The organism is Ramlibacter sp. bp-362, from assembly GCF_054956735.1.
Genome location: NZ_JBUDXE010000007.1, coordinates 103124 through 123218, shown reverse-complemented (window position 1 = coordinate 123218; position 20095 = coordinate 103124). Strand labels below are relative to the sequence as shown.

The 20095-nt window shown below is 71.7% G+C and carries 27 protein-coding genes; 20 read left to right on the top strand and 7 right to left on the bottom strand.

From position 1 onward, the window contains the following. Positions 1 to 37 precede the first annotated feature (37 nt). The 6 genes from ACY0MJ_RS11725 to ACY0MJ_RS11700 all read left to right on the top strand — a co-directional run bounded on the left by ACY0MJ_RS11725 (position 38) and on the right by ACY0MJ_RS11700 (position 5087). Positions 38 to 1321: an SDR family oxidoreductase gene (locus ACY0MJ_RS11725; protein ID WP_462638642.1), complete on the top strand. Its 1284-nt coding sequence runs from the start codon at positions 38 to 40 to the stop codon at positions 1319 to 1321. Then, a complete protein-coding gene (locus ACY0MJ_RS11720) occupies positions 1321 to 1797 on the top strand; it encodes a DUF2269 family protein (protein WP_462638641.1) in 477 nt (158 codons plus the stop codon). The genes ACY0MJ_RS11725 and ACY0MJ_RS11720 overlap by 1 nt, the downstream gene beginning before the upstream one ends. Before the next feature lie 6 nt (positions 1798 to 1803). Beyond that, a complete protein-coding gene (locus ACY0MJ_RS11715) occupies positions 1804 to 2706 on the top strand; it encodes an NAD(P)/FAD-dependent oxidoreductase (protein WP_462638640.1) in 903 nt (300 codons plus the stop codon). A 92-nt stretch (positions 2707 to 2798) separates the two neighbouring features. Continuing rightward, the gene (locus ACY0MJ_RS11710; protein WP_462638639.1) at positions 2799 to 3911 is read left to right on the top strand and encodes a mandelate racemase/muconate lactonizing enzyme family protein; all 1113 of its coding nucleotides are present in this window, start codon (positions 2799 to 2801) and stop codon (positions 3909 to 3911) included. Between the two features lie 4 nt (positions 3912 to 3915). Beyond that, a complete protein-coding gene (locus ACY0MJ_RS11705; RefSeq protein ID WP_462638638.1) occupies positions 3916 to 4785 on the top strand; it encodes an ion transporter in 870 nt (289 codons plus the stop codon). Between the two features lie 62 nt (positions 4786 to 4847). Beyond that, the gene (locus tag ACY0MJ_RS11700; protein ID WP_462638637.1) at positions 4848 to 5087 is read left to right on the top strand and encodes a hypothetical protein; all 240 of its coding nucleotides are present in this window, start codon (positions 4848 to 4850) and stop codon (positions 5085 to 5087) included. Here ACY0MJ_RS11700 and ACY0MJ_RS11695 read toward each other — a convergent pair. After that, on the bottom strand, positions 5084 to 5470 hold the full coding sequence (locus tag ACY0MJ_RS11695; RefSeq protein ID WP_462638636.1) for a DUF488 domain-containing protein: 387 nt from the start codon (positions 5468 to 5470) through the stop codon (positions 5084 to 5086). The two genes, ACY0MJ_RS11700 and ACY0MJ_RS11695, sit on opposite strands and share 4 nt — an antisense overlap. Before the next feature lie 38 nt (positions 5471 to 5508). On the opposite strand from ACY0MJ_RS11695, the gene ACY0MJ_RS11690 reads away from it, so the two are divergent. Then, on the top strand, positions 5509 to 6522 hold the full coding sequence (locus ACY0MJ_RS11690; RefSeq protein WP_462638635.1) for an LLM class flavin-dependent oxidoreductase: 1014 nt from the start codon (positions 5509 to 5511) through the stop codon (positions 6520 to 6522). 3 nt (positions 6523 to 6525) lie between these two features. Here ACY0MJ_RS11690 and ACY0MJ_RS11685 read toward each other — a convergent pair whose 3' ends face one another. After that, positions 6526 to 6927 (bottom strand): response regulator, encoded by a 402-nt coding sequence (locus tag ACY0MJ_RS11685; RefSeq protein WP_462638634.1) that lies wholly within the window; start codon positions 6925 to 6927, stop codon positions 6526 to 6528. A 76-nt stretch (positions 6928 to 7003) separates the two neighbouring features. Between ACY0MJ_RS11685 and ACY0MJ_RS11680 the strand changes: the two genes are divergently transcribed. Then, on the top strand, positions 7004 to 8026 hold the full coding sequence (locus tag ACY0MJ_RS11680; RefSeq protein WP_462638633.1) for a methionine synthase: 1023 nt from the start codon (positions 7004 to 7006) through the stop codon (positions 8024 to 8026). Positions 8027 to 8036: 10 nt separating this feature from the next. Here ACY0MJ_RS11680 and ACY0MJ_RS11675 read toward each other — a convergent pair whose 3' ends face one another. Next, positions 8037 to 8933, bottom strand: coding sequence for a c-type cytochrome (locus ACY0MJ_RS11675; RefSeq protein ID WP_462638632.1), 897 nt, complete (start codon positions 8931 to 8933; stop codon positions 8037 to 8039). Positions 8934 to 8993: 60 nt separating this feature from the next. On the opposite strand from ACY0MJ_RS11675, the gene ACY0MJ_RS11670 reads away from it, so the two are divergent. The 6 genes from ACY0MJ_RS11670 (at position 8994) to ACY0MJ_RS11645 (ending at position 13593) form a co-directional block, all read left to right on the top strand. Next, on the top strand, positions 8994 to 9731 hold the full coding sequence (locus ACY0MJ_RS11670) for a TetR/AcrR family transcriptional regulator (RefSeq protein WP_462638631.1): 738 nt from the start codon (positions 8994 to 8996) through the stop codon (positions 9729 to 9731). A 124-nt stretch (positions 9732 to 9855) separates the two neighbouring features. After that, positions 9856 to 10278: a hypothetical protein gene (locus tag ACY0MJ_RS11665; protein ID WP_462638630.1), complete on the top strand. Its 423-nt coding sequence runs from the start codon at positions 9856 to 9858 to the stop codon at positions 10276 to 10278. A 111-nt stretch (positions 10279 to 10389) separates the two neighbouring features. Next, positions 10390 to 11652: an ergothioneine biosynthesis protein EgtB gene (gene egtB, locus ACY0MJ_RS11660; RefSeq protein ID WP_462638629.1), complete on the top strand. Its 1263-nt coding sequence runs from the start codon at positions 10390 to 10392 to the stop codon at positions 11650 to 11652. Continuing rightward, the gene (egtD, locus tag ACY0MJ_RS11655) at positions 11646 to 12581 is read left to right on the top strand and encodes an L-histidine N(alpha)-methyltransferase (protein ID WP_462638628.1); all 936 of its coding nucleotides are present in this window, start codon (positions 11646 to 11648) and stop codon (positions 12579 to 12581) included. Before egtB ends, egtD begins: the two co-directional genes overlap by 7 nt. Beyond that, positions 12578 to 12859: a DUF427 domain-containing protein gene (locus tag ACY0MJ_RS11650; protein ID WP_462638627.1), complete on the top strand. Its 282-nt coding sequence runs from the start codon at positions 12578 to 12580 to the stop codon at positions 12857 to 12859. Before egtD ends, ACY0MJ_RS11650 begins: the two co-directional genes overlap by 4 nt. Continuing rightward, a complete protein-coding gene (locus tag ACY0MJ_RS11645) occupies positions 12856 to 13593 on the top strand; it encodes a 2OG-Fe dioxygenase family protein (protein WP_462638626.1) in 738 nt (245 codons plus the stop codon). The genes ACY0MJ_RS11650 and ACY0MJ_RS11645 overlap by 4 nt, the downstream gene beginning before the upstream one ends. A 77-nt stretch (positions 13594 to 13670) precedes the next feature. Here the strand turns inward: ACY0MJ_RS11645 and ACY0MJ_RS11640 are convergent, their stop codons facing one another. Continuing rightward, positions 13671 to 14432, bottom strand: coding sequence for an SDR family NAD(P)-dependent oxidoreductase (locus ACY0MJ_RS11640; RefSeq protein ID WP_462638625.1), 762 nt, complete (start codon positions 14430 to 14432; stop codon positions 13671 to 13673). Between the two features lie 22 nt (positions 14433 to 14454). After that, a complete protein-coding gene (locus tag ACY0MJ_RS11635) occupies positions 14455 to 15093 on the bottom strand; it encodes a pseudouridine synthase (protein WP_462638624.1) in 639 nt (212 codons plus the stop codon). Between ACY0MJ_RS11635 and ACY0MJ_RS11630 the strand changes: the two genes are divergently transcribed. The 3 genes from ACY0MJ_RS11630 (at position 15092) to ACY0MJ_RS11620 (ending at position 17196) form a co-directional block, all read left to right on the top strand. Then, a complete protein-coding gene (locus tag ACY0MJ_RS11630) occupies positions 15092 to 15463 on the top strand; it encodes a DMT family protein (protein WP_462638623.1) in 372 nt (123 codons plus the stop codon). The two genes, ACY0MJ_RS11635 and ACY0MJ_RS11630, sit on opposite strands and share 2 nt — an antisense overlap. A gap of 64 nt (positions 15464 to 15527) precedes the next feature. Further along, positions 15528 to 16175 (top strand): DUF47 domain-containing protein, encoded by a 648-nt coding sequence (locus ACY0MJ_RS11625; RefSeq protein WP_462638622.1) that lies wholly within the window; start codon positions 15528 to 15530, stop codon positions 16173 to 16175. A 10-nt stretch (positions 16176 to 16185) separates the two neighbouring features. After that, positions 16186 to 17196: an anion permease gene (locus tag ACY0MJ_RS11620; RefSeq protein ID WP_462638621.1), complete on the top strand. Its 1011-nt coding sequence runs from the start codon at positions 16186 to 16188 to the stop codon at positions 17194 to 17196. A 152-nt stretch (positions 17197 to 17348) separates the two neighbouring features. On the opposite strand, the gene ACY0MJ_RS11615 is transcribed toward ACY0MJ_RS11620, so the two are convergent. Together ACY0MJ_RS11615 and ACY0MJ_RS11610 are read right to left on the bottom strand one after the other, a co-directional pair. Then, complete coding sequence (locus ACY0MJ_RS11615) at positions 17349 to 17795, bottom strand: NINE protein (protein WP_462638620.1); 447 nt, start codon at positions 17793 to 17795, stop codon at positions 17349 to 17351. Beyond that, complete coding sequence (locus ACY0MJ_RS11610) at positions 17792 to 18325, bottom strand: N-acetyltransferase family protein (protein WP_462638619.1); 534 nt, start codon at positions 18323 to 18325, stop codon at positions 17792 to 17794. Before ACY0MJ_RS11610 ends, ACY0MJ_RS11615 begins: the two co-directional genes overlap by 4 nt. A gap of 129 nt (positions 18326 to 18454) precedes the next feature. On the opposite strand from ACY0MJ_RS11610, the gene rpsP reads away from it, so the two are divergent. From rpsP to trmD, 3 genes are read left to right on the top strand one after another with little or no spacing between them, the layout of a single operon-like run. Beyond that, entirely contained in the window at positions 18455 to 18721 is a 267-nt protein-coding gene (gene rpsP, locus ACY0MJ_RS11605) for a 30S ribosomal protein S16 (RefSeq protein ID WP_462638618.1), read from the top strand. Between the two features lie 7 nt (positions 18722 to 18728). Beyond that, a complete protein-coding gene (gene rimM, locus ACY0MJ_RS11600) occupies positions 18729 to 19325 on the top strand; it encodes a ribosome maturation factor RimM (RefSeq protein ID WP_462638617.1) in 597 nt (198 codons plus the stop codon). A 4-nt stretch (positions 19326 to 19329) separates the two neighbouring features. Beyond that, positions 19330 to 20073 (top strand): tRNA (guanosine(37)-N1)-methyltransferase TrmD, encoded by a 744-nt coding sequence (gene trmD / locus ACY0MJ_RS11595; protein WP_462638616.1) that lies wholly within the window; start codon positions 19330 to 19332, stop codon positions 20071 to 20073. Positions 20074 to 20095 lie beyond the last annotated feature (22 nt).

Genomic DNA, 20095 nt, shown 5'->3' with positions numbered 1-20095 from the left:
GCCCCCGGCGCCGCCCGCGCTGGCTAGACTGGCCCGCATGCGGGTGCTGCTCACCGGTGCCTCCGGCTTCATCGGCCGCGCTGTCGCGCAGGCCCTGCGCGAGCGCGGCCACGACGTCGTGCCGGCGCTGCGCCGGCCGGCGCCGCAGGGGGAATCCGTGCAGGTCGACTTCGCCGACGTGCCGACGCGCGACTGGTGGCGTCCGCGCCTGGCCGGCATCGACGCCGTCGTGAACGCCGTGGGCATCCTGCGCGAGCGGCCGGGCCAGCGCTTCGCCGCGCTGCACACCGAGGCGCCTGCGGAGCTGTTCCGCGCCTGCGCCGACGCCGGCGTGCAGGCGGTGGTGCAGGTGTCGGCGCTCGGTGCCGACGAGAACGCCCGCTCGGCCTACCACCGCAGCAAGAAGGCGGCCGACGACGTGCTGCGTGCCCTGCCGCTGCGGGCCGCGATCGTGCAGCCTTCGCTGGTCTACGGACCGGGCGGCACCAGCGCCGCCTTGTTCGACAAGCTGGCGGTCGCGCCGCTGCTGCCTTTCCCGGCCGGCGGCCGCATGGCCGTGCAGCCGGTGCACGTCGACGACCTGGTCGCGGGCATCGTGCGGCTGCTGGAGTCGCCGGCGCCCGGCGTGCGCACGCTGGTGTTCGCCGGGCCGCGGCCGCTCGCCCTGCGCGACTACCTCGGCGAACTGCGTGCCGCGCTCGGCGAGCCGGGCCGGCTGCGCGTCGTGCCGGTGCCGGCGGCGCTGTTCCGCGCGACGGCCGCGCTGGCCGCGCACCTGCCGGGCAGCATGCTCGACGGCGAGACGGCGGACATGCTGCTCGCCGGCAATGCCACCGATCGCAACGGCTTGCCGCAGCTGCTCGGCCACACGCCGCGCGCACCGCGCGCCTTCGTCGCGCCCGCGGCGCGCGAGCCGGCGCGCCGTGCGGCGGTGCTGGACCTGTGGCTGCCGGTGCTGCGCATCGCGCTGGCGTTGATGTGGCTCTGGACGGCCGTCGTGTCCTTCGGCGTCTACCCGGTGCAGGACAGCCTGGCCCTGCTGGCCCGCGTGGGCCTGCACGGGGCGATCGCCGCCATCGCCTTGTACGGCGCGGCAGCGCTGGACCTCGCGCTCGGCGTGCTGACGCTCGCGGCGCCGGCGCGCTGGCGCCGTGCGGTGTGGCTCGCGCAACTCGCGCTGATCGCGGGCTACACCTTGCTGGTCACCGTGTTCCTCCCCGAGTACTGGCTGCACCCCTACGGCCCGATCTCCAAGAACATTCCGCTCGTCGCGCTGATCGCGCTGCTGTGGGCGCTGGAGCCGCCGCGGGAGCGCCGCTGATGGACTACCTGGTGCTCAAGTGGGTGCACGTCCTGTCCTCCACCATCCTCTTCGGCGCGGGCGTGGGCTCGGCCTTCCACCTGTTCGCGGCCACGCTGCGGCGGCGCATCGGCGGCGTCGCGAGCAGCGCGCGCAACGTGGTGCTGGCGGACTGGCTGCTCACGACGCCCACGGCGATCCTGCAGCCGGCGACCGGCATCGCGCTGGTGCGCGAGATGGGCCTGCCGTTCTCCACGCCCTGGGTGGCGTGGTCGCTCGTGCTCTATGCGGTGGCGATCGCGTGCTGGCTGCCGGTGGTCGCGATCCAGCTGCGCATGCGCAAGCTGGCCGAGGCGGCCGAGCGCGCCGGCGCGCCGGTGCCCGCCGCCTACGACCGCCTGTTCCACTGGTGGACGGGGCTGGGGCTGGCCGCCTTCGCCGCGTTCCTGCTGGTGTTCTGGCTGATGGTGACCAAGACGCTGCCCTGGGCCGCGTGAAACGACATGGCTGAAGAAGACATCCTCGATTGCCTGGTGATCGGCGGCGGCGCCGCCGGCCTGACCGCCGCCGTCTACCTGGGCCGCTACAAGCGGCGCGCGCTGCTGGTCGACGCCGGGCAGAGCCGGCTGCAGTGGATCCCGCGCACGCGCAACGTCCCCGGCTTTCCCGACGGCATCGAAGGCCCGGAGCTGCTGGCGCGCATGCGCACGCACGCCGCGCGCTATGGCGTGCCGACCGAGCACGCCACCGTGCGCGCGCTGCGGCGGCTGGACGACGGCAGCTTCCGCGCCGAGGCGGACGGCGCCGCCTGGCGTGCCCGCTTCGTGCTGCTCGCCACCGGCGCGCGCGACGTCGAACCCGACATCGAGGGCATCAAGGCGGCGATGAAGGCCGGCCAGGTGCGCTACTGCCCCGTGTGCGACGGCTACGAGACGCAGGACCAGCGCGTCGCCGTGCTGGGCCGCGCGGGCCACGGGCTGCGCGAGTCGCTCTTCATCGCGAACTTCGACAACCAGGTGACCTGGCTCGCCATGGCGACCCAGGAGGCCGTCGCGCCCTCCCACCTCGCGCAGCTGCGCGCCGCCGGCGTGCGCATCGCCGACAGCCCGCCGCACCGCATCGAGTGCGGTGTGGACGGCGTCGGCGTGCGGGTGGAACTGCAGAACGGCCAGGTGCTGGAGTTCGACACGCTCTATCCGGCCCTGGGCCTGCACCACGCCTGCGAGCTGGCGACGGCGCTGGGCGCGCGGGCGCGGGAGAACGGCCAGCTGGAAGTCGACGCGCACCAGCAGACCTCCGTCGACGGCTTGTATGTCGCCGGCGACGTCGCCGTGGACCTGAACCAGATCAGCGTCGCCGCCGGCCACGCCGCCATCGCCACCACCGCCATCCACAACCGCCTTTGACTTTCTCCCTCTCCCGCCCGCGGGAGAGGGCCGGGGTGAGGGCTGGCGCCGAGGCACGCTACCATCGCCCCCAACGCCGGAGGACCCCCGCCTTGCAGATCACCCGCGTCGAACCCTTCATCCTGCATGTGCCGGTCACCGGCTCGCAGATCGCCGACAGCACCCACACCATCAGCCACTGGGGCGTCGTGGGCGCGCGCATCGACACCGACGCCGGGATCTCCGGCTACGGCTTCACCGGCACGCACGCCCACCTGCCGGGCGACCAGCTGATCACGCGCTGCATCGCCACCTGCCACGCGCCGCTGCTGGTGGGCGAGGACCCGCGCGCGACGCAGAAGCTGTGGGCGAAGCTGGCGCGCAATCCCGCGCTGCAGTGGATCGGCCGCGCCGGCATCACGACGCTGGCGCAGGCGGCGATCGACGTCGCGCTGTGGGACATCAAGGCGAAGGCCGCGGGCGTGCCGCTGTGGCAGCTGCTCGGCGGCCCCGCCCACGAGCGCGTGCGCGCCTACAACACCGACATCGGCTGGCTCTCCATCCCCGACGAGCAGCTGGTGGCGGGCGCGCGGCGCGCCGTGGACGAGGGCTTCACCGGCATCAAGATCAAGGTGGGTTCCACCGTGGAGCGCGACCTGCGCCGGCTCGCCGCCGTCCGCGCGGCGATCGGCCCCGACGTCACGCTGGCCATCGACGGCAACGGCAAGTGGGACCTGCCGACCTGCCTGCGCTTCTGCCGCGGCGCCGAGGCGCACGACGTCTACTGGTTCGAGGAGCCGCTCTGGTACGACGACGTCCAGGCCCACGCGCAGCTCGCGCGCGCCACGCGCATCCCGGTGGCGCTGGGCGAGCAGCTGTACACGCAGGACGCCTTCGCCGGGTTCTTCCACCAGGAGGCGATCCACTGGGTGCAGCCGGACGTGACGCGCCTGGCGGGGCTGACCGAGGTGCTGCGCGTGTGCGATGCGGCCCACGGCCTGCGCCTGCCGGTGGCGCCGCACGCGGGCGACATGAGCCAGGTGCACGTGCACCTCGCCTGGGCGCACCCCGCCGTGCAGGTGCTCGAGTACATCCCCTGGATCAAGGACTGCTTCACCGAGCCAGCCGAGGTCGTCGAGGGCTTCTTCCTGCGGCCGCAGCAGCCCGGCGCAGGCACCACGCCCACGCCGCAGGCCTGGGACCGATTCCGACAGCCGGTGGCCTGAGCGCATGGTGCCCGGAAACCAGAGCGAGCTGGGCCGGCCCGAAGCGGGCTGGCGGCGGCGCCTGTACGAGGTGATCTACGAGTCGGAAACGGCGGCCGGCCGCCTGTTCGACAAGGCGATCATCGTGGCCATCCTGGTCAGCGTGGCCGTGGTGATCGCCGACAGCGTGCTGGCCTGGAACCAGCGCTTCCGCAGCACCTTCAACGTGGCCGAGTGGCTGTTCACCGTGCTGTTCACGGTGGAATACGTGGCGCGGCTGGTGAGCGTCGAGCGGCCGCTGCGCTACGCGCGCAGCTTCTTCGGCGTGGTGGACCTGCTGTCCGTGCTGCCGACCTGGCTGGCCTTCTTCCTGCCGGAGATTCACGCGCTGATCGACGTGCGCATCCTGCGGCTGCTGCGGATCTTCCGGATCTTCAAGCTGACCGACTACGTGCTGGAGTACCAGCTGCTGGGCGAGGCGCTGGCGGCCAGCCGGCGCAAGATCCTGGTGTTCCTCTCGGCCGTGCTGATGGTGGTGCTGGTCCTCGGCACGCTGCTGTACGTGGTGGAGGGGCCGCGCAACGGCTTCACCGACATCCCGACCTCGGTGTACTGGGCCGTGACGACCATCACCACGGTGGGCTTCGGCGACATCACGCCGCGGACGGACCTGGGGCGCTTCATCGCCTCGGTGATGATGCTGATCGGCTGGGGCACGCTGGCCGTGCCCACCGGCATCGTGACCGCGGAGATGACGGCGCGCCGCCACATCCGTCCGCCCGCGGCCTTGCGCAGTTGCACGCAGTGCGGCGCGATCGGCCACGGGCCGGAAGCGCGCTTCTGCCAGATGTGCGGGTCGGGGCTGCCGGCGGAAGGCGGCGCGGGGCACGGGTAAACGCGAAGGCGCGTCGGCGGGCGCGGCGCTAATGTGGCGCCCCCTGCCAAGAGGAGAGCTCCATGCGCCACGCTCCTGTCCTGCTCGCCGGCCTGTTCCTCGCCGGCGCCGCCTGGGCCCACAACTGCCCCAACGAGATGAAGGCCATCGACGCCAAGCTGTCCACCAAGCCCGCCCTGTCCAAGGACGTCGCCGCCAAGGTCGCGGCCCTGCGCAAGAGCGGCGAAGCCTTCCACAAGGCCGGCAAGCACGACGAGTCGATGCGCGACCTGGGCGAGGCGAAGAAGCTGCTGGGGATCTAGGAGATCTCCGCCCCGCGCTCCTGCAGCAGTTCCCGCAGCACCGAGCGGTGGCAGTGCGCCTCCACGGGGCAGTAGCAGCCCAGCGCGAAGGAGGTCTGGTGCGACAGCGCCGCGAGCGTGTCCAGCACGTGGCTCGCGTCGGGCTGGTTCATCTGCGTGCGGAACTTGCGCTTGAACGCCGCCCAGTCCTTCTCGCTGGTCGCGGCGTGCGCCTGGTCCATCAGCTCCTGCGTGGGCGACAGGTTGGGCAGCCACACGTCGTAGAAGTCGCGCCGCGCGAAGTCTTCCCTCGGGACGCCGCGCGGCGGGCGGCGCACCGTGCCGAGGCGCAGGCCCTCGTGGGCCGCGCGCGGGGTGCCGAGCTGGACGATGCGGATGGGCATGCCCGGCAGCGTAGCAGCGACGCGCTATCCTGTCTCGCATGTCGACTTCCCTTCGCCTGTCCGTCCTGGACCAGTCCGTCGCCTGCGCCGGCCGCGCCCAGGACGAAGCGATCCGCCAGACCGTCGCCCTCGCCGAACACTGCGAAGCCCTGGGCTACCAGCGCTTCTGGATGAGCGAGCACCACGGCCTGCCCACCATCGTGGGCACCGCCCCCGAGGTGCTGATGGCGGCCGTCGCCGCGCGCACGCGGCGCATCCGCATCGGCAGCGCCGGCGTGATGCTGCCGCACTACGCCGCCTTCAAGGTCGCCGAGCAGTTCCGCGTGCTCGATGCACTGGCGCCGGGCCGCATCGACCTCGGCGTCGGGCGCGCGCCGGGCAGCGACCAGCGCACGGCCATGCTGCTCAACCCGGACCCGCGCGCCGCGGAGATGTTCCCGCAGCAGGTGCGCGAGCTGCAGGCCTGGATCAGCGGCGAGGGCATGCCCGAAGGCCACCCGGCGCGCAACATCCAGGCGCTGCCGCGCGCGGCGACGGCGCCGCAGCTGTGGATGCTGGGCAGCTCCGGCTACGGCGCGCAGCTCGCCGGGCACTTCGGCCTGCCGTATTCCTTCGCCCACTTCATCACCGAGGGCGAAGGCTGCGCCGAGGCGCTGGAGCTGTACCGCCACGTGTTCCGCCCGGGCGTCCTGCAGCAGCCGCACGCCAACGTGTGCGTGTGGGCGCTCGCCGCCGACACCGAGGAAGAGGCCTGGCGCCTGTTCGCGAGCCGCGAGCGCACGCGCGTCGACCGCCAGGTGGGCCGCTTCGGTCCGCTGCTGCCGCCGGAGGAGGCCGCGCGCCCCTACAGCGAGGCGGAGGAAGCGTATCGCCAGGGCCTGCGGCGCAGGGCGATGGTCGGCACCGGCGAACAGGTGGCGGCGAAGCTGCGGGCGCTGGCGGACGAATTGCAGGTCGACGAGATGGTCGTGATCACCTGGACCTGGGACCCGCAGGCGCAGCGCCGCTCCTACGAGCTGCTCGCGCAGGCCTGCGGCCTGCAGGTGGGCTGAATGCTAGTCCGGCAGGCGCAGCGCGTCCGCGAGGATCGCGCGCAGTTCCTCGGTGCTCGCGCCCTTCGACACCGTCGGGTGCTCGCCGAACACGCCCTCCAGCTCGGGCTCCTCGTCCGGGCCGACCAGCGCCGTGAGGTAGATGAAGGGCACGCCCGCGGTGTGCGGGTCCTGCGACAGGGCGAAGGCGACCTCGTCGCCCTGCATGCCCGGCATGTCGATGTCGCACAGGATCACCCCGGGTCGTTCGTCGCGGGCGCATGCGACGGCGCGTTGCGGCTCGGCGAGGCCCACCACCCGGAAGTCCGCGCCCAGGCGCGCGGCGATCGCCCGTGCCACGGCGTCGTCGTCGTCGATCACGAGGACGCAGGGCTTGGCCCTCTGGGGGTCGGGCAGGTTTCGCATGGTGCGCGGCGGACTGCTCTGGTGTAAGGTTCCATGATAGGCGGGCGCCGGTCCGCAGCAATCCAGGAGGCGACAGATGTTCCCCACGACGATCGCCGGCAGCCTGCCCAAGCCGGGCTGGCTGGCCGAAACCCACAAGCTGTGGCCGCAATGGAAGGCCGAGGGCGCCGAGCTGCGGCAGGCCAAGCTCGATGCCACCCTGCTGTGGATCAAGGCCCAGGAGGACGCCGGCGTCGACATCGTGACCGACGGCGAGCAGTCGCGGCAGCACTTCGTGCACGGCTTCCTGGAGCAGGTCGAGGGCATCGACTTCCAGCACAAGGTCGAGATGGGCATCCGCAACGACCGCTACAAGGCCATGGTCCCGCAGGTCGTGGGGCCGCTGCGGCTGAAGGGGCGCGTGCACGCGGCCGAGGCGCGGCTCGCGCGCGCGCACACGCAGCGCAAGCTGAAATTCACGATGCCCGGCCCGATGACCATCGTCGACACGGTGGCCGACCGCCACTACGGCGACCGCGAGAAGCTGGCCATGGCCTTCGCCGAACTCCTGAACCAGGAGGCCCTGGGCCTGCAGGCCGACGGCGTGGACATCGTGCAGTTCGACGAACCCGCCTTCAACGTGTACATGAAGGACGCGGCGGAGTGGGGCGTGCGCGCGCTGGAGCGCGCCGTGCAGGGCCTCACCTGCACCACCGCCGTCCACATCTGCTACGGCTACGGCATCCAGGCCAACAACGACTGGAAGAAGTCGCTGGGCGAGGAATGGCGCCAGTACGAGCAGGTGTTCCCGGCGCTCGCCGCCAGCGCGATCGACCAGGTGAGCCTGGAGTGCTTCCACTCGCACGTGCCGGCCGAGATGATGGCCCTGCTGAAGGGCAAGGACGTGCTGGTGGGCGTGATCGACGTCGCCAGCGACGAGGTCGAGACGCCGCAGCAGGTGGCTGACACCATCGGCCGCGCGCTGCAGTTCGTCGCCCGCGAGCGCCTGGTGCCCTGCACCAACTGCGGCATGGCGCCCATGGACCGCGACGTCGCCCTGCGCAAGCTGCAGGCGCTCGCCCAGGGCGCGGCGCTGGCGCGGGAGCGCTACGGCAAGTAGCGCGCGCCGCTCAGCCCCGCGGCTGCGGCGGCAGGGTCTTGAGGTACAGGTACAGCGCCCGCGCGTCGGTCTCGTTCAGTTCGCGCAGCGACCCGAAGGGCATCACCTGGATGGCGGTGCCGTCGGGGCGCTTGCCCGACTTCAGCATGGCCATGAAGGCCTCGGCCGTCGGATAGTGGTTCAGCGCGGAATCGGCGACGGGCGTCAGGTTGGCCGCGGCCGGCCAGTCGGGCGGGCTGCCCGGGATGCGGCCGCCGGCCAGCTGCGGGCCGTGGCAGCCCAGGCACATGTTGGCCACGTAGGCGCCGTGCTGCGCGTTCACGCCTTCGCCCACGGCGACGGCCGGCGGCAGCGCGTGGTCGATCTTCGCCGCGGCGTCGTCGATCGCGCCGAAGCCGTAGAGCACGCGCGCCGGCAGCGGCAGCTTCACCTCGGCGGCGCTGCCCTGCGCGGGCGGCAGCGAGCGGACGTAGGCGACCAGCGCGCCGAGGTCCGCGTCGGTCAGCCGGTTGTAGTCCTCGCTCGGCATGATCATCAGCGGCCGCCCGCCGGGCGCGACGCCGTGGCGGATCGTGCGGACCCAGTCGGCCGGCTGGTAGGCGGCGACCACGCCGCCGGCGCCGGCCGTGATGTTCGGCCCCTTGATGCGCAGGTCGTCGCCGTTGTCCACGAACACCCGCCCGCCGCCGTTGGCGCCGTGGCAGTCCACGCAGCCGCGCGAGGAGAACAGGTACTTGCCCCGCTCCAGCGCCGCGGCGTCGCCCGGCAGCGCCACCGGCTGCACGTCCACCGCCACCTCGCGCGCCATCCTGTGGTCGGCCAGCTGCACGCCCGCGAACACGGCCGCCGCCGCCAGCAGCGCCAGCCCGCCCAGGGCCAGCGCGCCCCGTTTCACCCATTTCCCCATGATCTGGTCACCTCGTCTAAAATTGGAGTTGCTGTAAAAATATGGATTCTAGGGACGAACATGGCCGTTGACCATCCCCCCCAGGGGCTGCCCCCCCTGCCGCCCGCGCTGGCGGCGGCCTTCGGCGCCGCGACCACCGGCGGCGGCAAGCGGGAACGGACGCAGTCGGCGCTGGTGCGCGCCGCCGTCCAGGTGTTCTGCGCCCGCGGCGTGGGACCGGCGACGGTGCAGGAGGTGGCGCAGGTCGCCGGCATGACGCCCGCCACCGTCTACAACCACTTCGCCTCCAAGGAGGCGCTGCTGGAGCGCGTGGCCGTCGTGCTGGCCCAGAGCCTGTGCCGCGCGATCGGCGAGAGCCAGGCGCTGGTGGAAGACGCCGCCGAGCGCGTGGCGATCGGCCAGCGCCGCTACGTGCTGCTGGCCGCGGAGAGCCCGCCCTGGGCGCTGCTGCTGCTGGAGGTGGCGGCGGCCAGCCCGGCGCTGCTGGCGGAGATCGAGCCCTATCCGCTGGAGGACCTGCGCCTGGGCCTGCGGCAGAAGCGCTTCAAGGTCGCGAGCGAGGCGATCGGCATGGACGTGCTGCAGGGCATCTGCACGCAGGCCATGCGGCGCGTCGCGCTGGGGCAGGCACCGGCGCGGCACGACGTCGCCGTCGCCGCCGCGGTTCTGCGGGCGCTGGGCGTGGAGACCGCCGAGGCCGCGCTGGTGGCGAAACGCCCCCTGCCGCCGCTGCCCATGCCCCCGGCCGAAGCGCCGCCCGTCGGCTCGTCCAAGGCCCGAGCGCGGGCGCGCCGCTGAGGCAGCACGCGGCGGTCCAGCTCGACGTCGGACAAATCCGCGCCTCGCAGTACACCGGCGACTACAGGGCGGAGCGCCAGCCCGTGGGTACAAGCACAGCCGTCTCGATTCCACGGAGCTGCTCATGCATGCATGGACATCGCCTTCCCGCTGGGTCGCGGGGCTCGCCTTCGGCACCGTCGCCTGCGCCGCGGTGGCCGCGGGCGCGCCGGCCGACGCCAAGGACGTCGCGTACCGCAACGTGACCGCCGGCGGCCCGCTGCGCCCCGGCGTCTACGGGCGCATCGTGCCCAGGCCCAAGGCGCCGCCGCTGCCGCTGATCTATCCGAAGCCCGTGATCGCGAACGCGGTCTTCGTGCCGGCGAAGGTCACGCCGGTGTACCTCTACGTGCCGCCGGGGCAGGTGCGCCACTGGAAGAAGAACTGCGCGCGCTGGAAGGCCTGCGACCAGGCCGTGCTGTTCGTGCGCGTCGACGACAGCCCCAGCCGCTGGGGCGAATGGCGCCAGCTGCGCGAGGACGATCTCGCCTTGCCGCACGACGACTGAAACCGCGCCGGGCGCTGCCGTTCCCGCCGTGTGCTGTAATGAAACGGCAGGGGACGAACCATTCGCAGCGCGGACGCAGGAGGCGCGCTGCCCGACCAGGAGCCTGGACGCATGTCCTTGAACCCATCCGTCGCGCCCGCCGTGGTGCAGCACGATCCCGACCGCGCCGCCGTGGCGGGACGCTTCGCGTCCGTGCGCGCGCGCAGCCTCGCGCTCGCCGCGCCGCTGTCGGCCGAGGACCAGTGCGTCCAGTCGATGCCCGACGCCAGCCCGACCAAGTGGCACCTGGCGCACACCAGCTGGTTCTTCGAGGCCGTGGTGCTGGCCCCCCACCTGCCGGGCTACCAGGCCTTCGAGCCGCGCTGGCACACGCTCTTCAACTCCTACTACGAGTCGCTCGGTCCGCGCCATCCGCGGCCGGAGCGCGGCCTGCTCACGCGCCCGCTGCTCGCATCGGTGCACCGCTACCGCGCGCACGTGGAATCCGCCGTGGAGCACCTCGTCGCGACCGCGGACGAGGCCACGTGGGCCGCCGTGCAGCCGCTGGTGGAACTGGGCATGCAGCACGAGCAGCAGCACCAGGAGCTGATCCTCACCGACATCCTGCATGCCCTGTCCTGCAACCCGCTGCTGCCCGCCTATGAGGCGCAGGAGCAGCCCGCGCTGCGGCTCGCCGCCGGCACCCCGCCGGTGCAGTGGATCGCGGGGCCGGCCGGGCCCGTGCGCATCGGGCACGCGGGCGAGGGCTTCGCCTTCGACAACGAGACGCCGCGCCACACGACCTGGCTGCAGCCCTACCGCATCGCCGACCGGCTGGTGACCAGCGGCGAGTTCCTCGACTTCATCGAGGACGGCGGCTACCGCACCGCCTCGCTGTGGCTCTCGGACGGCTGGGCGCTCGCGCAGCAGCAGCAGTGGCAGGCGCCGCTGTACTGGATCGCGCCCGGCGATGCGCGCGCCCCCGCGTCGCAGTGGCAGGTGTACGGGCTCGACGGCGTGCGGCCGCTGGACCCGGACGCGCCCGTGCGCCACCTGAGCCTCTACGAGGCCGCCGCCTTCGCCGAATGGGCCGGCGCGCGCCTGCCCACCGAGGCCGAGTGGGAAGCGGCCGCCGAGCTGCCGGGCCTGCGCCAGCTGACCGGCCACGCCTGGCAGTGGACGCGCTCTTCCTACGATCCCTATCCGGGCTTCCGCCCGTGGACGGGCAGCATCGGCGAATACAACGGCAAGTTCATGGTGGGCCAGGTGGTGCTGCGCGGCGGCAGCGCCGCCACGCCACCGGGCCACGCCCGCACGACCTATCGCAACTTCTTCCCGCCGGCTGCGCGCTGGCAGTTCAGCGGGCTGCGCCTCGCGAAGGACGGTGCATGCTGACGGAATTCGGACGCGACCTGCAGGCGGCGCTGGCCGCCGCGCCTCACCGGATCTCGCCCAAGTACTTCTACGACGCCGAAGGCTCGCGCCTGTTCGACCGCATCTGCGAACTGCCGGAGTACTACCCCACGCGCACCGAGCTGGGCATCCTCGCCCGCAGCGCCGGCGAGATGGCGGCGCTCGCCGGCCGCGGCGCGGAGATCGTCGAGTTCGGCGCCGGCTCGCTGGTGAAGGTGCGGCTGCTGCTGGCCGCGTTCCAGGCGCCGGCGCGCTACGTGCCCATCGACATCTCGGGCGAGCACCTGCGCGACGCGGCCGCGATCCTCAAGCGCGAGTTCGCGGGCCTGGACGTGCAGCCGCTCGTGGCCGACTACACGCGGCAGCTTGCGCTGCCGCCCGCGCGCGGCGCCGGCCGGCGCATCGGCTTCTTCCCCGGCTCGACGCTCGGCAATTTCACGCCCGAGGAGGCGCTGGCCTTCCTGCGGCGCGCGGGCGAGGCGCTGCGCGGCGGCGCGCTGCTGCTGGGCGCGGACCTCGTGAAGGACCCGCACGTTCTGCACGCCGCCTACAACGACGCGCAGGGCGTGACGGCCGCCTTCAACCTGAACCTGCTGGCGCGGGCCAACCGCGAGCTCGGCACGAACTTCCAGCTGGCGCGGTTCGCGCACTACGCCTTCTACAACGCGCCGCTGCAGCGCATCGAGATGCACCTGGTCAGCCGCGCGAAGCAGGCCGTGCAGCTCGCCGGCGAGCGCTTCGTGCTGGAGGAGGGCGAGAGCCTGCATACCGAGAACTCGTACAAGTTCACCATCGACGGCCTGCGCGACCTGGCGCAGCGCGCCGGCTTCCGCCCGGGGCCGGTGTGGACCGATCCCGGGCGGCTGTTCAGCGTGCACTGGCTGCACGCACCGGAAGGAGAAGCGGCATGAAAGCGGTGTGGAACGGCGTGGTCGTGGCCGAGAGCGACGACACCGTCGTCGTGGAAGGCAACCACTACTTCCCCGAAAGCGCGCTCAAGCGCGAGTACGTGACCTTCAGCAACCACCACACGACCTGCCCCTGGAAGGGCCAGGCGAGCTACTACTCGCTGCTGGTCAACGGCGAGCTGAACCCCGAGGCGGCCTGGTACTACCCGGACCCGAAGCCGGAAGCGCAGATGGTCAAGGACCGCGTGGCGTTCTGGAAGGGTGTGAAAATCGAGGGGTGACCTCCGTCCTCCTGCGCCCCGCGTACACCTACCCCGACCAGCTCCCCATCCTCCTGCGCCAGCATGGCTACGCCGTGCTGAGCCCCCAGGGCGTGTGCGAGCTGGCGGGATGCACGCTCGCGGAGCTGCAGGCCCTGCGTCCCTCCTGGGACGCGCTGCCCCCCGACAACTACCTGAAGGACGGCGGCCGCTACCGGCGCCGCCGCCACGCCTCGTTCGTGCAACTGGACGGCCGGCTCACGCAGGCGCCGCACCGCGCGCACTGGCAGCCGGTGGAATACAACGCGCTGCACGGCGGCATGGAGCGCTGGTTCGAGCCGATGGAGCCGGACGTCGTCGCGCGGCCGGCCTGGGGCGCGCTGCTGGCGGCGACGGCGCGCGTCGCCACCGAGCTGAAGGGGCCGCAGCCCTGGTACCTGGAGGCGCACCAGTTCCGCATCGACACCGAGGGCGGCATCGGCCGGCCCACGCCGGAAGGCGCGCATCGCGACGGGGTGGACCTGGTGGCGGTGTTCCTCGTCGCGCGCGAAGGCATCAAGGGCGGCGAAACGCGCGTGTTCCAGGCCGACGGCCCGGCCGGTCAGCGCTTCACGCTGACCGAACCCTGGAGCGTGCTGCTGCTGGACGACGCCCGCGTGATCCACGAGACGACGCCCATCCAGCCGGTGGACGGGCGGGGGCATCGGGACACGCTGGTGGTGACGGTCCGCGCAGGCGGCTTCCAGGACGCGTAGGCTGGGGTGACGGAGGAACCCCAGCTGGGGTTCGCTGCGCTCACCGCCAGCCTACGGAAGATATCCAGCCGGAAAGGTCAGGCGTCGCGCACGTCGGCCACCGGATTGGCGCCGAAGTCGGGCCGCTGCAGGAACGCGAGCACGCGCGCCGCGGCTTCCTCCGGCGAGGCGAGGATGCCCTTCTCCTTCAGCCCCACGAAGTTGCCGCGGTCCGGGAAGCGTTCCGCGTCGGCGCCGCGCAGCTGCACCTGCATGTCGGTGTCGATCACGCCGGGCGCGAGGGCGCAGATGCGGGCGCCGTTCGGCAGCGCCGCCTGCTCCAGCGCCACGCAGCGCGTGAAGTGGTCCATGCCGGCCTTGGCCGCGCAGTAGGCCGCCTGGGCCGCCATCGCGCGCCGGCCCAGGCCCGAGGAGATGTTGAGGATGCGCCGCTGCGCCTTCCAGGTGGCCGTCGCGCGCAGGAAGGCGCCCGCCAGCAGCATGGGCGCCTCCAGGTCCACGCGCATGGCTTCGGCCAGCTGCAGCATGGGAATGTCGTCCAGCGGCGCGATGCGCGGGATCAGGCCGGCGTTGTTGATCAGCGTGACCGAGCCCAGGCTGGCGGCGTCCTGCGCCTGCAGCCAGGTCTCCAGCCGCGCCGCGGCCGTCTCGGCGCGCGCCAGGTCCTGCGGCCACTGTTCGCAGTTGCGGCCGGCCTCGGCGGCCCGCGCCGCGAGCGCGTCGCTGGTCTTGCGCGAGATGCACAGCAGGTCGTGCCCGGCCGCGAGCAGCTGCTGCGCCATCGCGAGGCCCATGCCGCGCGAGGCGCCGGTGAGGATGGTGAGGTGTCGCTGGGTCATGCCGCCATCCTACGCGCTGCGCTCAGAAGGGCGCGGCGCTGGCGAAGGCGAGCGGCTCGCCGGTGGCCGGATGCGCCAGCGCCAGCCCGGTCGCATGCAGCAGCAGCCGCGGCGCGCGCGAGCGCGCCTCCGCGTCCGCATAGAGCGCGTCGCCGAGGATGGGATGGCCGATGGCCTGCAGATGGACGCGCAGCTGGTGCGAGCGGCCGGTGAGCGGCGCGAGCGCCACGCGCGTGCTGTCGGCGTCCGCCGCGAGCACCTCCCACTGCGTCGTGCTCGGCTTGCCGTGTTCCGTGTCGACCTTCTGCAAGGGCCGGTTCGGCCAGTCGGCCGCCAGCGGCAGGTCGATCACGCCCTGCGCGCCGGGCGCGCCGAGGACGCCCGCGACGATGGCCTCGTAGCGCTTGTCCACGCGGCGCTCGGCGAAGGCGCGGCCCAGCACCCGCTGGACGTGGAGGCCGCGGCCCATGAGGAACAGGCCCGAGGTCGCCATGTCGAGCCGGTGCACCACCAGCGCATCCGGCCACAGCGCCTGCGCCCGCGCCGACAGGCAGTCCTGCTTGTCCTCGCCGCGTCCGGGCACGGCCAGCAGGCCGGCCGGCTTGTCCAGCACCACAATGTGCTCGTCCACGAACACCAGCCCTTCCGATAATTCCCCCATGACCGCGCTCGCCTCCTTCCTTCCGCTGTCGCTGCAGACGGTGCTGCTGCTGGCCGCCTCCAACGTCTTCATGACCTTCGCCTGGTACGGCCACCTGAAGAACCTGGCCACCGCGCCCTGGTACATCGCGGCGCTGGTCAGCTGGGGCATCGCGCTGGCCGAGTACCTGCTGCAGGTGCCGGCCAACCGCATTGGCTTCCAGCAGGCCGGCCTCAGCGTCGGGCAGCTCAAGATCATGCAGGAAGTGATCACGCTGTCCGTGTTCGTGCCCTTCTCGGTGTTCTACCTCAAGGACCCGCTGAAGCTCGACTACCTCTGGGCCGCGCTGTGCATGGTGGGCGCCGTGTATTTCATATTCCGCAACGCCTGACCCGCCGGCGGCGGCAGGTACACTCGCCCGCGACTCCCGCAGAAAAGAACCGACCTCTCTCCCCATGCTCTTCAAGAAACTGCTGCCGAAGGAAGGAAATTTCTTCGAACTGTTCAACCAGCACGCCGAGCGCATGGTGGCCGGGGCGCGCGCCTTCTCGAAGCTGGTGGACAACTACGCCGACGTCCACCTGCGCGAGCAGTACACGCGCGAGGTCGACGAGGCCGAACGCGCGGCCGACCGCGTGACGCACGACGTCAACCGCCTGATCCACTCCACCTTCATCACGCCGATCGACCGCGAGCAGATCCACACGCTGATCAACACGATGGACGACGTGGCCGACCTGATCCAGGACTCGGCGGAGACCATGACGCTGTACGACGTGCGGCACATGACGGAGGAGATCCGCCGCCTGACAGACCTGAGCGTGCGCTGCTGCGAGCGCGTGAAGGAGGCCGTCGAACTGCTCGGGCGCCTGTCCGACCCGGCCGGCGCCGGCGGCGCGCTGAAGGCCTGCGAGGAGATCGACAAGCTCGAATCCGACGCCGACCGCGTGATGCGCTCCGCCCTCAGCAAGCTGTTCCGCGAGGAGCCGGACGTGCGCGAGGTGCTCAAGCTCAAGGCGATCTACGAGCTGCTGGAGACCGTCACCGACAAGTGCGAGGACGTCGCCAACGTCGTCGAGGGCATCGTCCTCGAGAACTCCTGAGGCCCGCGGCATGGAAGTGACGCAGGCGGCCTTGTGGGTCGTGGTCATGCTGGTGGCGGTCGCGCTGCTGTTCGACTTCATGAACGGCTTCCACGACGCGGCGAACTCCATCGCCACCGTCGTCTCCACGGGCGTGCTGAAGCCGACGCAGGCGGTGGTGTTCGCGGCGACCTTCAACATGATCGCCATCTTCATCTTCCACCTGAGCGTGGCGGCGACGGTGGGCAAGGGCATCGTGGAGCCCGGCATCGTGGACACGCACGTGGTGTTCGGCGCCCTCGTGGGCGCGATCACCTGGAACGTGATCACCTGGTGGTACGGCATCCCGAGCAGCTCCTCGCACGCGCTGATCGGCGGCATCGTCGGCGCCGTGATCGCCAAGTCGGGCGCCGGCGCGCTGGTCGCCAGCGGGATCTGGAAGACGGTGATCTTCATCTTCGTCTCCCCGGCGCTGGGCTTCATCCTCGGCTCGCTGATGATGGTGGTCGTGGCCAACCTGTTCCGCTCGGTGCGGCCTTCGCGGGTGGACAAGTGGTTCCGCCGGCTGCAGCTGGTCTCCGCCGGCGCCTACAGCCTGGGGCACGGCGGCAACGACGCGCAGAAGACCATCGGCATCATCTGGATGCTGCTGATCGCCACCGGCCACGTGGCGGCTTCCGAGACGGCCCCGCCGGCTTGGGTGGTGATCTGCTGCTACCTGGCGATCGCGATGGGCACCATGTTCGGCGGCTGGCGCATCGTCAAGACCATGGGCCAGAAGATCACCAAGCTCAAGCCCGTGGGCGGCTTCTGCGCCGAGACCGGCGGGGCGATGACGCTGTTCATCGCCACGGCGCTGGGCATCCCGGTCTCGACCACCCACACCATCACCGGCGCGATCGTCGGCGTGGGCTCCACGCAGCGCATGAGTGCCGTGCGCTGGGGCGTCGCCGGCAACATCGTCTGGGCCTGGATCTTCACGATCCCCGCCAGCGCCTTCGTCGCCGCGATCGCGTACTGGATCAGCCTGCAGGTTTTTTGAACGGCCGAACAGCCAACAGCCGGACGCAGAGGTCGCAAAGGTTACGCAAAGGTCGCAAAAGAACAGCCTTTGAAGAAAAAATCAAAAAATTCTTCAGGGCTTTTTTTGCGACCTTTGCGTACTTTCGCGACCTTTGCGTCCGGTAGTCCGCCTTAGAGACTCATCTCCCGCCCCTCGAGCACCTGCCGCTCGAAGTAGCCCTGGAAGCTCATGGCGATGCTGGTCATGAGGACCGCGGCGCCGATCATCAGGGACAGCGCGATCGCCCAGACCGTCGCCCATTGGGTGCGGCCGGCGGGGGCTTCGGGTTCGGCTTGCGGGTTGTAGCGGGCGTTCCATTCCTGCGGCTTCTTCAGGCCGTAGACGATGGCGGTGAGGCAGCAGCCGGCGAAGGTGAAGCCCAGCACGGGGATCAGCACCCAGCTGATGGCGTCGTCCTGTCCCAGGTTCCACATGCGCAGCACGCCGTAGATGCCCGCGAGGGTGGGCACGGGCAGCAGCCAGGCGAGCCAGTCGCCGGCGCCGTGCAGGTAGAAGCGGTGCGCGCCGAAGGGGCCGCCCAGGAAGGCGAGCCAGGCGGCGAGGGTCTTGCTTTTCATTTCGCGACGGGCTCCGGCGCGGTGCGGTTGCCCTGGCCGAGCGATTTCTCCATGAGGACGATGTCCAGCCAGCGGTCGAACTTCCAGCCGCAGGACTCGATGGTGCCGACGTGGCGGAAGCCCACGGCGCGGTGCACGCCGATCGAGCGCGCGTTGCCCGAGTCGCCGATGACGGCGATCAGCTTGCGGATGCCCGCGGCCTCGGCCTGCTTCGCGAGCTCGGTCAGCAGCTTGTTGCCGATGCGCTGGCCGGCCGCGTCGGGGTCGAGGTAGATCGAGTCCTCGGCCGAGAAGCGGTACGCGGGCCGCGGCTTGAACCACTGGCAGTAGGCGAAGCCCAGCACGCGGCCGTCCTGCTCCGCCACGAGGTAGGGCAGGCCCTTGGCGAGCACGTCGGCACGGCGGGCCGCCATGTCCGCCTCGGTGGGCGGGGTGGTCTCGAAGGTGCCGGTGCCGTGGGTCACGTGGTGGGCGTAGATCGCCGTGATGGCCGGGACGTCGGCGTCGGTGCTCGGGCGCAGGGACAGCATGGTGCAGAGGGAAGTTATAATCGCGGGCTTTTCGGCGTGTCGCTGGCCGGGTGGCCAGTCGCGTGTCTCAACGCCGGAAGAACATCGGCGGCTCCTGGGGAGCTGCCTCATCCACCCGAAGGATAAATCATGGTCGTCATTCGACTCTCCCGCGGCGGCGCGAAAGCCCGTCCGTTCTACAACATCGTCGTCGCCGACAAGCGCGTGCGCCGCGACGGCCGCTTCATCGAGCGCCTGGGCTTCTACAACCCGACGGCCAAGGAAGGTGAAGAGAAGCTGCGCGTGGCCCAGGATCGCCTGAGCTACTGGCGCGGCGTCGGCGCGCAGGCGTCGCCCACCGTCGAACGCATCCTGAAGCAGGCCGGCACGCAAGCCGCCCCGGCCGCGGCCGCCTGATCCCGTGATGGCCGCGCCCGGCCGTCCGGCAGCGCCCGCGCTGCCACCGGACATCGAAGCGGCGGAACTCCCCGCCGACGCCATCGAGGTCGGGCGCATCCAGGATGCCTGGGGCATCCAGGGCTGGTTCAAGGTCCTGCCCCACAGCGCCGACCCCCAGGCGCTTTTTTCTTCCCGCCGCTGGTTCCTGCAGCCGCCCGAGAAAGGCCCGCAAGCCTTCCGCGGGACGGTGCTGCTGCGCGTGCGCGAGGCGAAGGAGCATTCCGACGCCGTCGTGGCGCGTGCCGACGGCGTGGCCGACCGCAATGCCGCCGAGGCGCTCAAGGGCGCCCGCATCTTCGTGCCGCGCTCCTCCTTCCCCACGGCGGGCGAGGACGAGTACTACTGGGTCGACCTGCTGGGGCTGGACGTCGTCAACCGCGAAGGCGTGCACCTGGGCCGCGTCAAGGACCTGATGTCCACCGGCCCGCAGACCGTGCTGGTGCTGGAATACGAGCAGGACGGCAAGGCGCTCGAGCGCATGCTGCCCTTCGTCTCGGCCTACGTGGACGGCGTGGACCTCCAGGGCCGCCGCATCACGGTCGACTGGCAGCCGGACTACTGAAGCCATGCGCTTCGACGTGGTCACGCTGTTTCCCGAACTCTTCGCGCCCTTCCTGGCCGCGGGCGTGACGCGCCGCGCCTACGAGACCAGGCAGGTCGACGTGCGCCTGTGGAACCTGCGCGATTTCGCCGAGGGCAACTACCGCCGCGTGGACGACCGGCCCTTCGGCGGCGGCCCCGGCATGGTGATGCTGGCCGAGCCGCTGGCGCGCTGCCTGGCCGCAGTGAAGGCGGACCGCGCCGAAGCCGCGCCCGTCGTCCTGTTCTCGCCGGTCGGCGAGCGGCTGGACCATGCGGGCGTCGCGCGCTGGTCGGCCAGCGCGGGCGCCATCCTGGTCTGCGGCCGCTACGAGGGCGTGGACCAGCGCTTCATCGACGCCCACGTCGACGTGCAGCTGAGCCTGGGCGACTTCGTGCTGTCCGGCGGCGAGATCGCCGCGATGGCGCTGCTGGATGCGGTGGCGCGCCTGCAGCCGGGGGTGCTGAACGACGCCGGCAGCCACCAGGAGGACAGCTTCAACCCGGCCCTCGACGGCCTGCTGGACTGCCCGCACTACACCCGGCCGGAGGAATGGGAAGGCCGCAAGGCGCCCGAGGAACTGCTCTCCGGCCACCACGCCCGCATCGAGGCCTGGCGGCGCCAGCAGCGCCTGGCGCTGACGGCGCGGCACCGCCCGGACCTGCTGGCCGCCGCCCGCGCCGCCGGCCGCCTGACCCGCGCGGACGAGGAATTCCTCGCCACGCTATAATCTGCGGCTTTCCGATCCTCTG

What these genes read in the sequence shown, in the direction of transcription:
- ACY0MJ_RS11725 (WP_462638642.1), top strand. Translation starts at nt 38, where the DNA reads ATGCGGGTGCTGCTCACCGGTGCCTCCGGCTTCATCGGCCGCGCTGTC.
- ACY0MJ_RS11720 (WP_462638641.1), top strand. Translation starts at nt 1,321, where the DNA reads ATGGACTACCTGGTGCTCAAGTGGGTGCACGTCCTGTCCTCCACCATC.
- ACY0MJ_RS11715 (WP_462638640.1), top strand. Translation starts at nt 1,804, where the DNA reads ATGGCTGAAGAAGACATCCTCGATTGCCTGGTGATCGGCGGCGGCGCC.
- ACY0MJ_RS11705 (WP_462638638.1), top strand. Translation starts at nt 3,916, where the DNA reads ATGGTGCCCGGAAACCAGAGCGAGCTGGGCCGGCCCGAAGCGGGCTGG.
- ACY0MJ_RS11700 (WP_462638637.1), top strand. Translation starts at nt 4,848, where the DNA reads ATGCGCCACGCTCCTGTCCTGCTCGCCGGCCTGTTCCTCGCCGGCGCC.
- ACY0MJ_RS11695 (WP_462638636.1), bottom strand. Translation starts at nt 5,470, where the DNA reads ATGCCCATCCGCATCGTCCAGCTCGGCACCCCGCGCGCGGCCCACGAG.
- ACY0MJ_RS11690 (WP_462638635.1), top strand. Translation starts at nt 5,509, where the DNA reads ATGTCGACTTCCCTTCGCCTGTCCGTCCTGGACCAGTCCGTCGCCTGC.
- ACY0MJ_RS11685 (WP_462638634.1), bottom strand. Translation starts at nt 6,927, where the DNA reads ATGCGAAACCTGCCCGACCCCCAGAGGGCCAAGCCCTGCGTCCTCGTG.
- ACY0MJ_RS11680 (WP_462638633.1), top strand. Translation starts at nt 7,004, where the DNA reads ATGTTCCCCACGACGATCGCCGGCAGCCTGCCCAAGCCGGGCTGGCTG.
- ACY0MJ_RS11675 (WP_462638632.1), bottom strand. Translation starts at nt 8,933, where the DNA reads ATGGGGAAATGGGTGAAACGGGGCGCGCTGGCCCTGGGCGGGCTGGCG.
- ACY0MJ_RS11670 (WP_462638631.1), top strand. Translation starts at nt 8,994, where the DNA reads ATGGCCGTTGACCATCCCCCCCAGGGGCTGCCCCCCCTGCCGCCCGCG.
- ACY0MJ_RS11665 (WP_462638630.1), top strand. Translation starts at nt 9,856, where the DNA reads ATGCATGCATGGACATCGCCTTCCCGCTGGGTCGCGGGGCTCGCCTTC.
- egtB (WP_462638629.1), top strand. Translation starts at nt 10,390, where the DNA reads ATGTCCTTGAACCCATCCGTCGCGCCCGCCGTGGTGCAGCACGATCCC.
- egtD (WP_462638628.1), top strand. Translation starts at nt 11,646, where the DNA reads ATGCTGACGGAATTCGGACGCGACCTGCAGGCGGCGCTGGCCGCCGCG.
- ACY0MJ_RS11650 (WP_462638627.1), top strand. Translation starts at nt 12,578, where the DNA reads ATGAAAGCGGTGTGGAACGGCGTGGTCGTGGCCGAGAGCGACGACACC.
- ACY0MJ_RS11640 (WP_462638625.1), bottom strand. Translation starts at nt 14,432, where the DNA reads ATGACCCAGCGACACCTCACCATCCTCACCGGCGCCTCGCGCGGCATG.
- ACY0MJ_RS11630 (WP_462638623.1), top strand. Translation starts at nt 15,092, where the DNA reads ATGACCGCGCTCGCCTCCTTCCTTCCGCTGTCGCTGCAGACGGTGCTG.
- ACY0MJ_RS11635 (WP_462638624.1), bottom strand. Translation starts at nt 15,093, where the DNA reads ATGGGGGAATTATCGGAAGGGCTGGTGTTCGTGGACGAGCACATTGTG.
- ACY0MJ_RS11625 (WP_462638622.1), top strand. Translation starts at nt 15,528, where the DNA reads ATGCTCTTCAAGAAACTGCTGCCGAAGGAAGGAAATTTCTTCGAACTG.
- ACY0MJ_RS11620 (WP_462638621.1), top strand. Translation starts at nt 16,186, where the DNA reads ATGGAAGTGACGCAGGCGGCCTTGTGGGTCGTGGTCATGCTGGTGGCG.
- ACY0MJ_RS11615 (WP_462638620.1), bottom strand. Translation starts at nt 17,795, where the DNA reads ATGAAAAGCAAGACCCTCGCCGCCTGGCTCGCCTTCCTGGGCGGCCCC.
- ACY0MJ_RS11610 (WP_462638619.1), bottom strand. Translation starts at nt 18,325, where the DNA reads ATGCTGTCCCTGCGCCCGAGCACCGACGCCGACGTCCCGGCCATCACG.
- rpsP (WP_462638618.1), top strand. Translation starts at nt 18,455, where the DNA reads ATGGTCGTCATTCGACTCTCCCGCGGCGGCGCGAAAGCCCGTCCGTTC.
- rimM (WP_462638617.1), top strand. Translation starts at nt 18,729, where the DNA reads ATGGCCGCGCCCGGCCGTCCGGCAGCGCCCGCGCTGCCACCGGACATC.
- trmD (WP_462638616.1), top strand. Translation starts at nt 19,330, where the DNA reads ATGCGCTTCGACGTGGTCACGCTGTTTCCCGAACTCTTCGCGCCCTTC.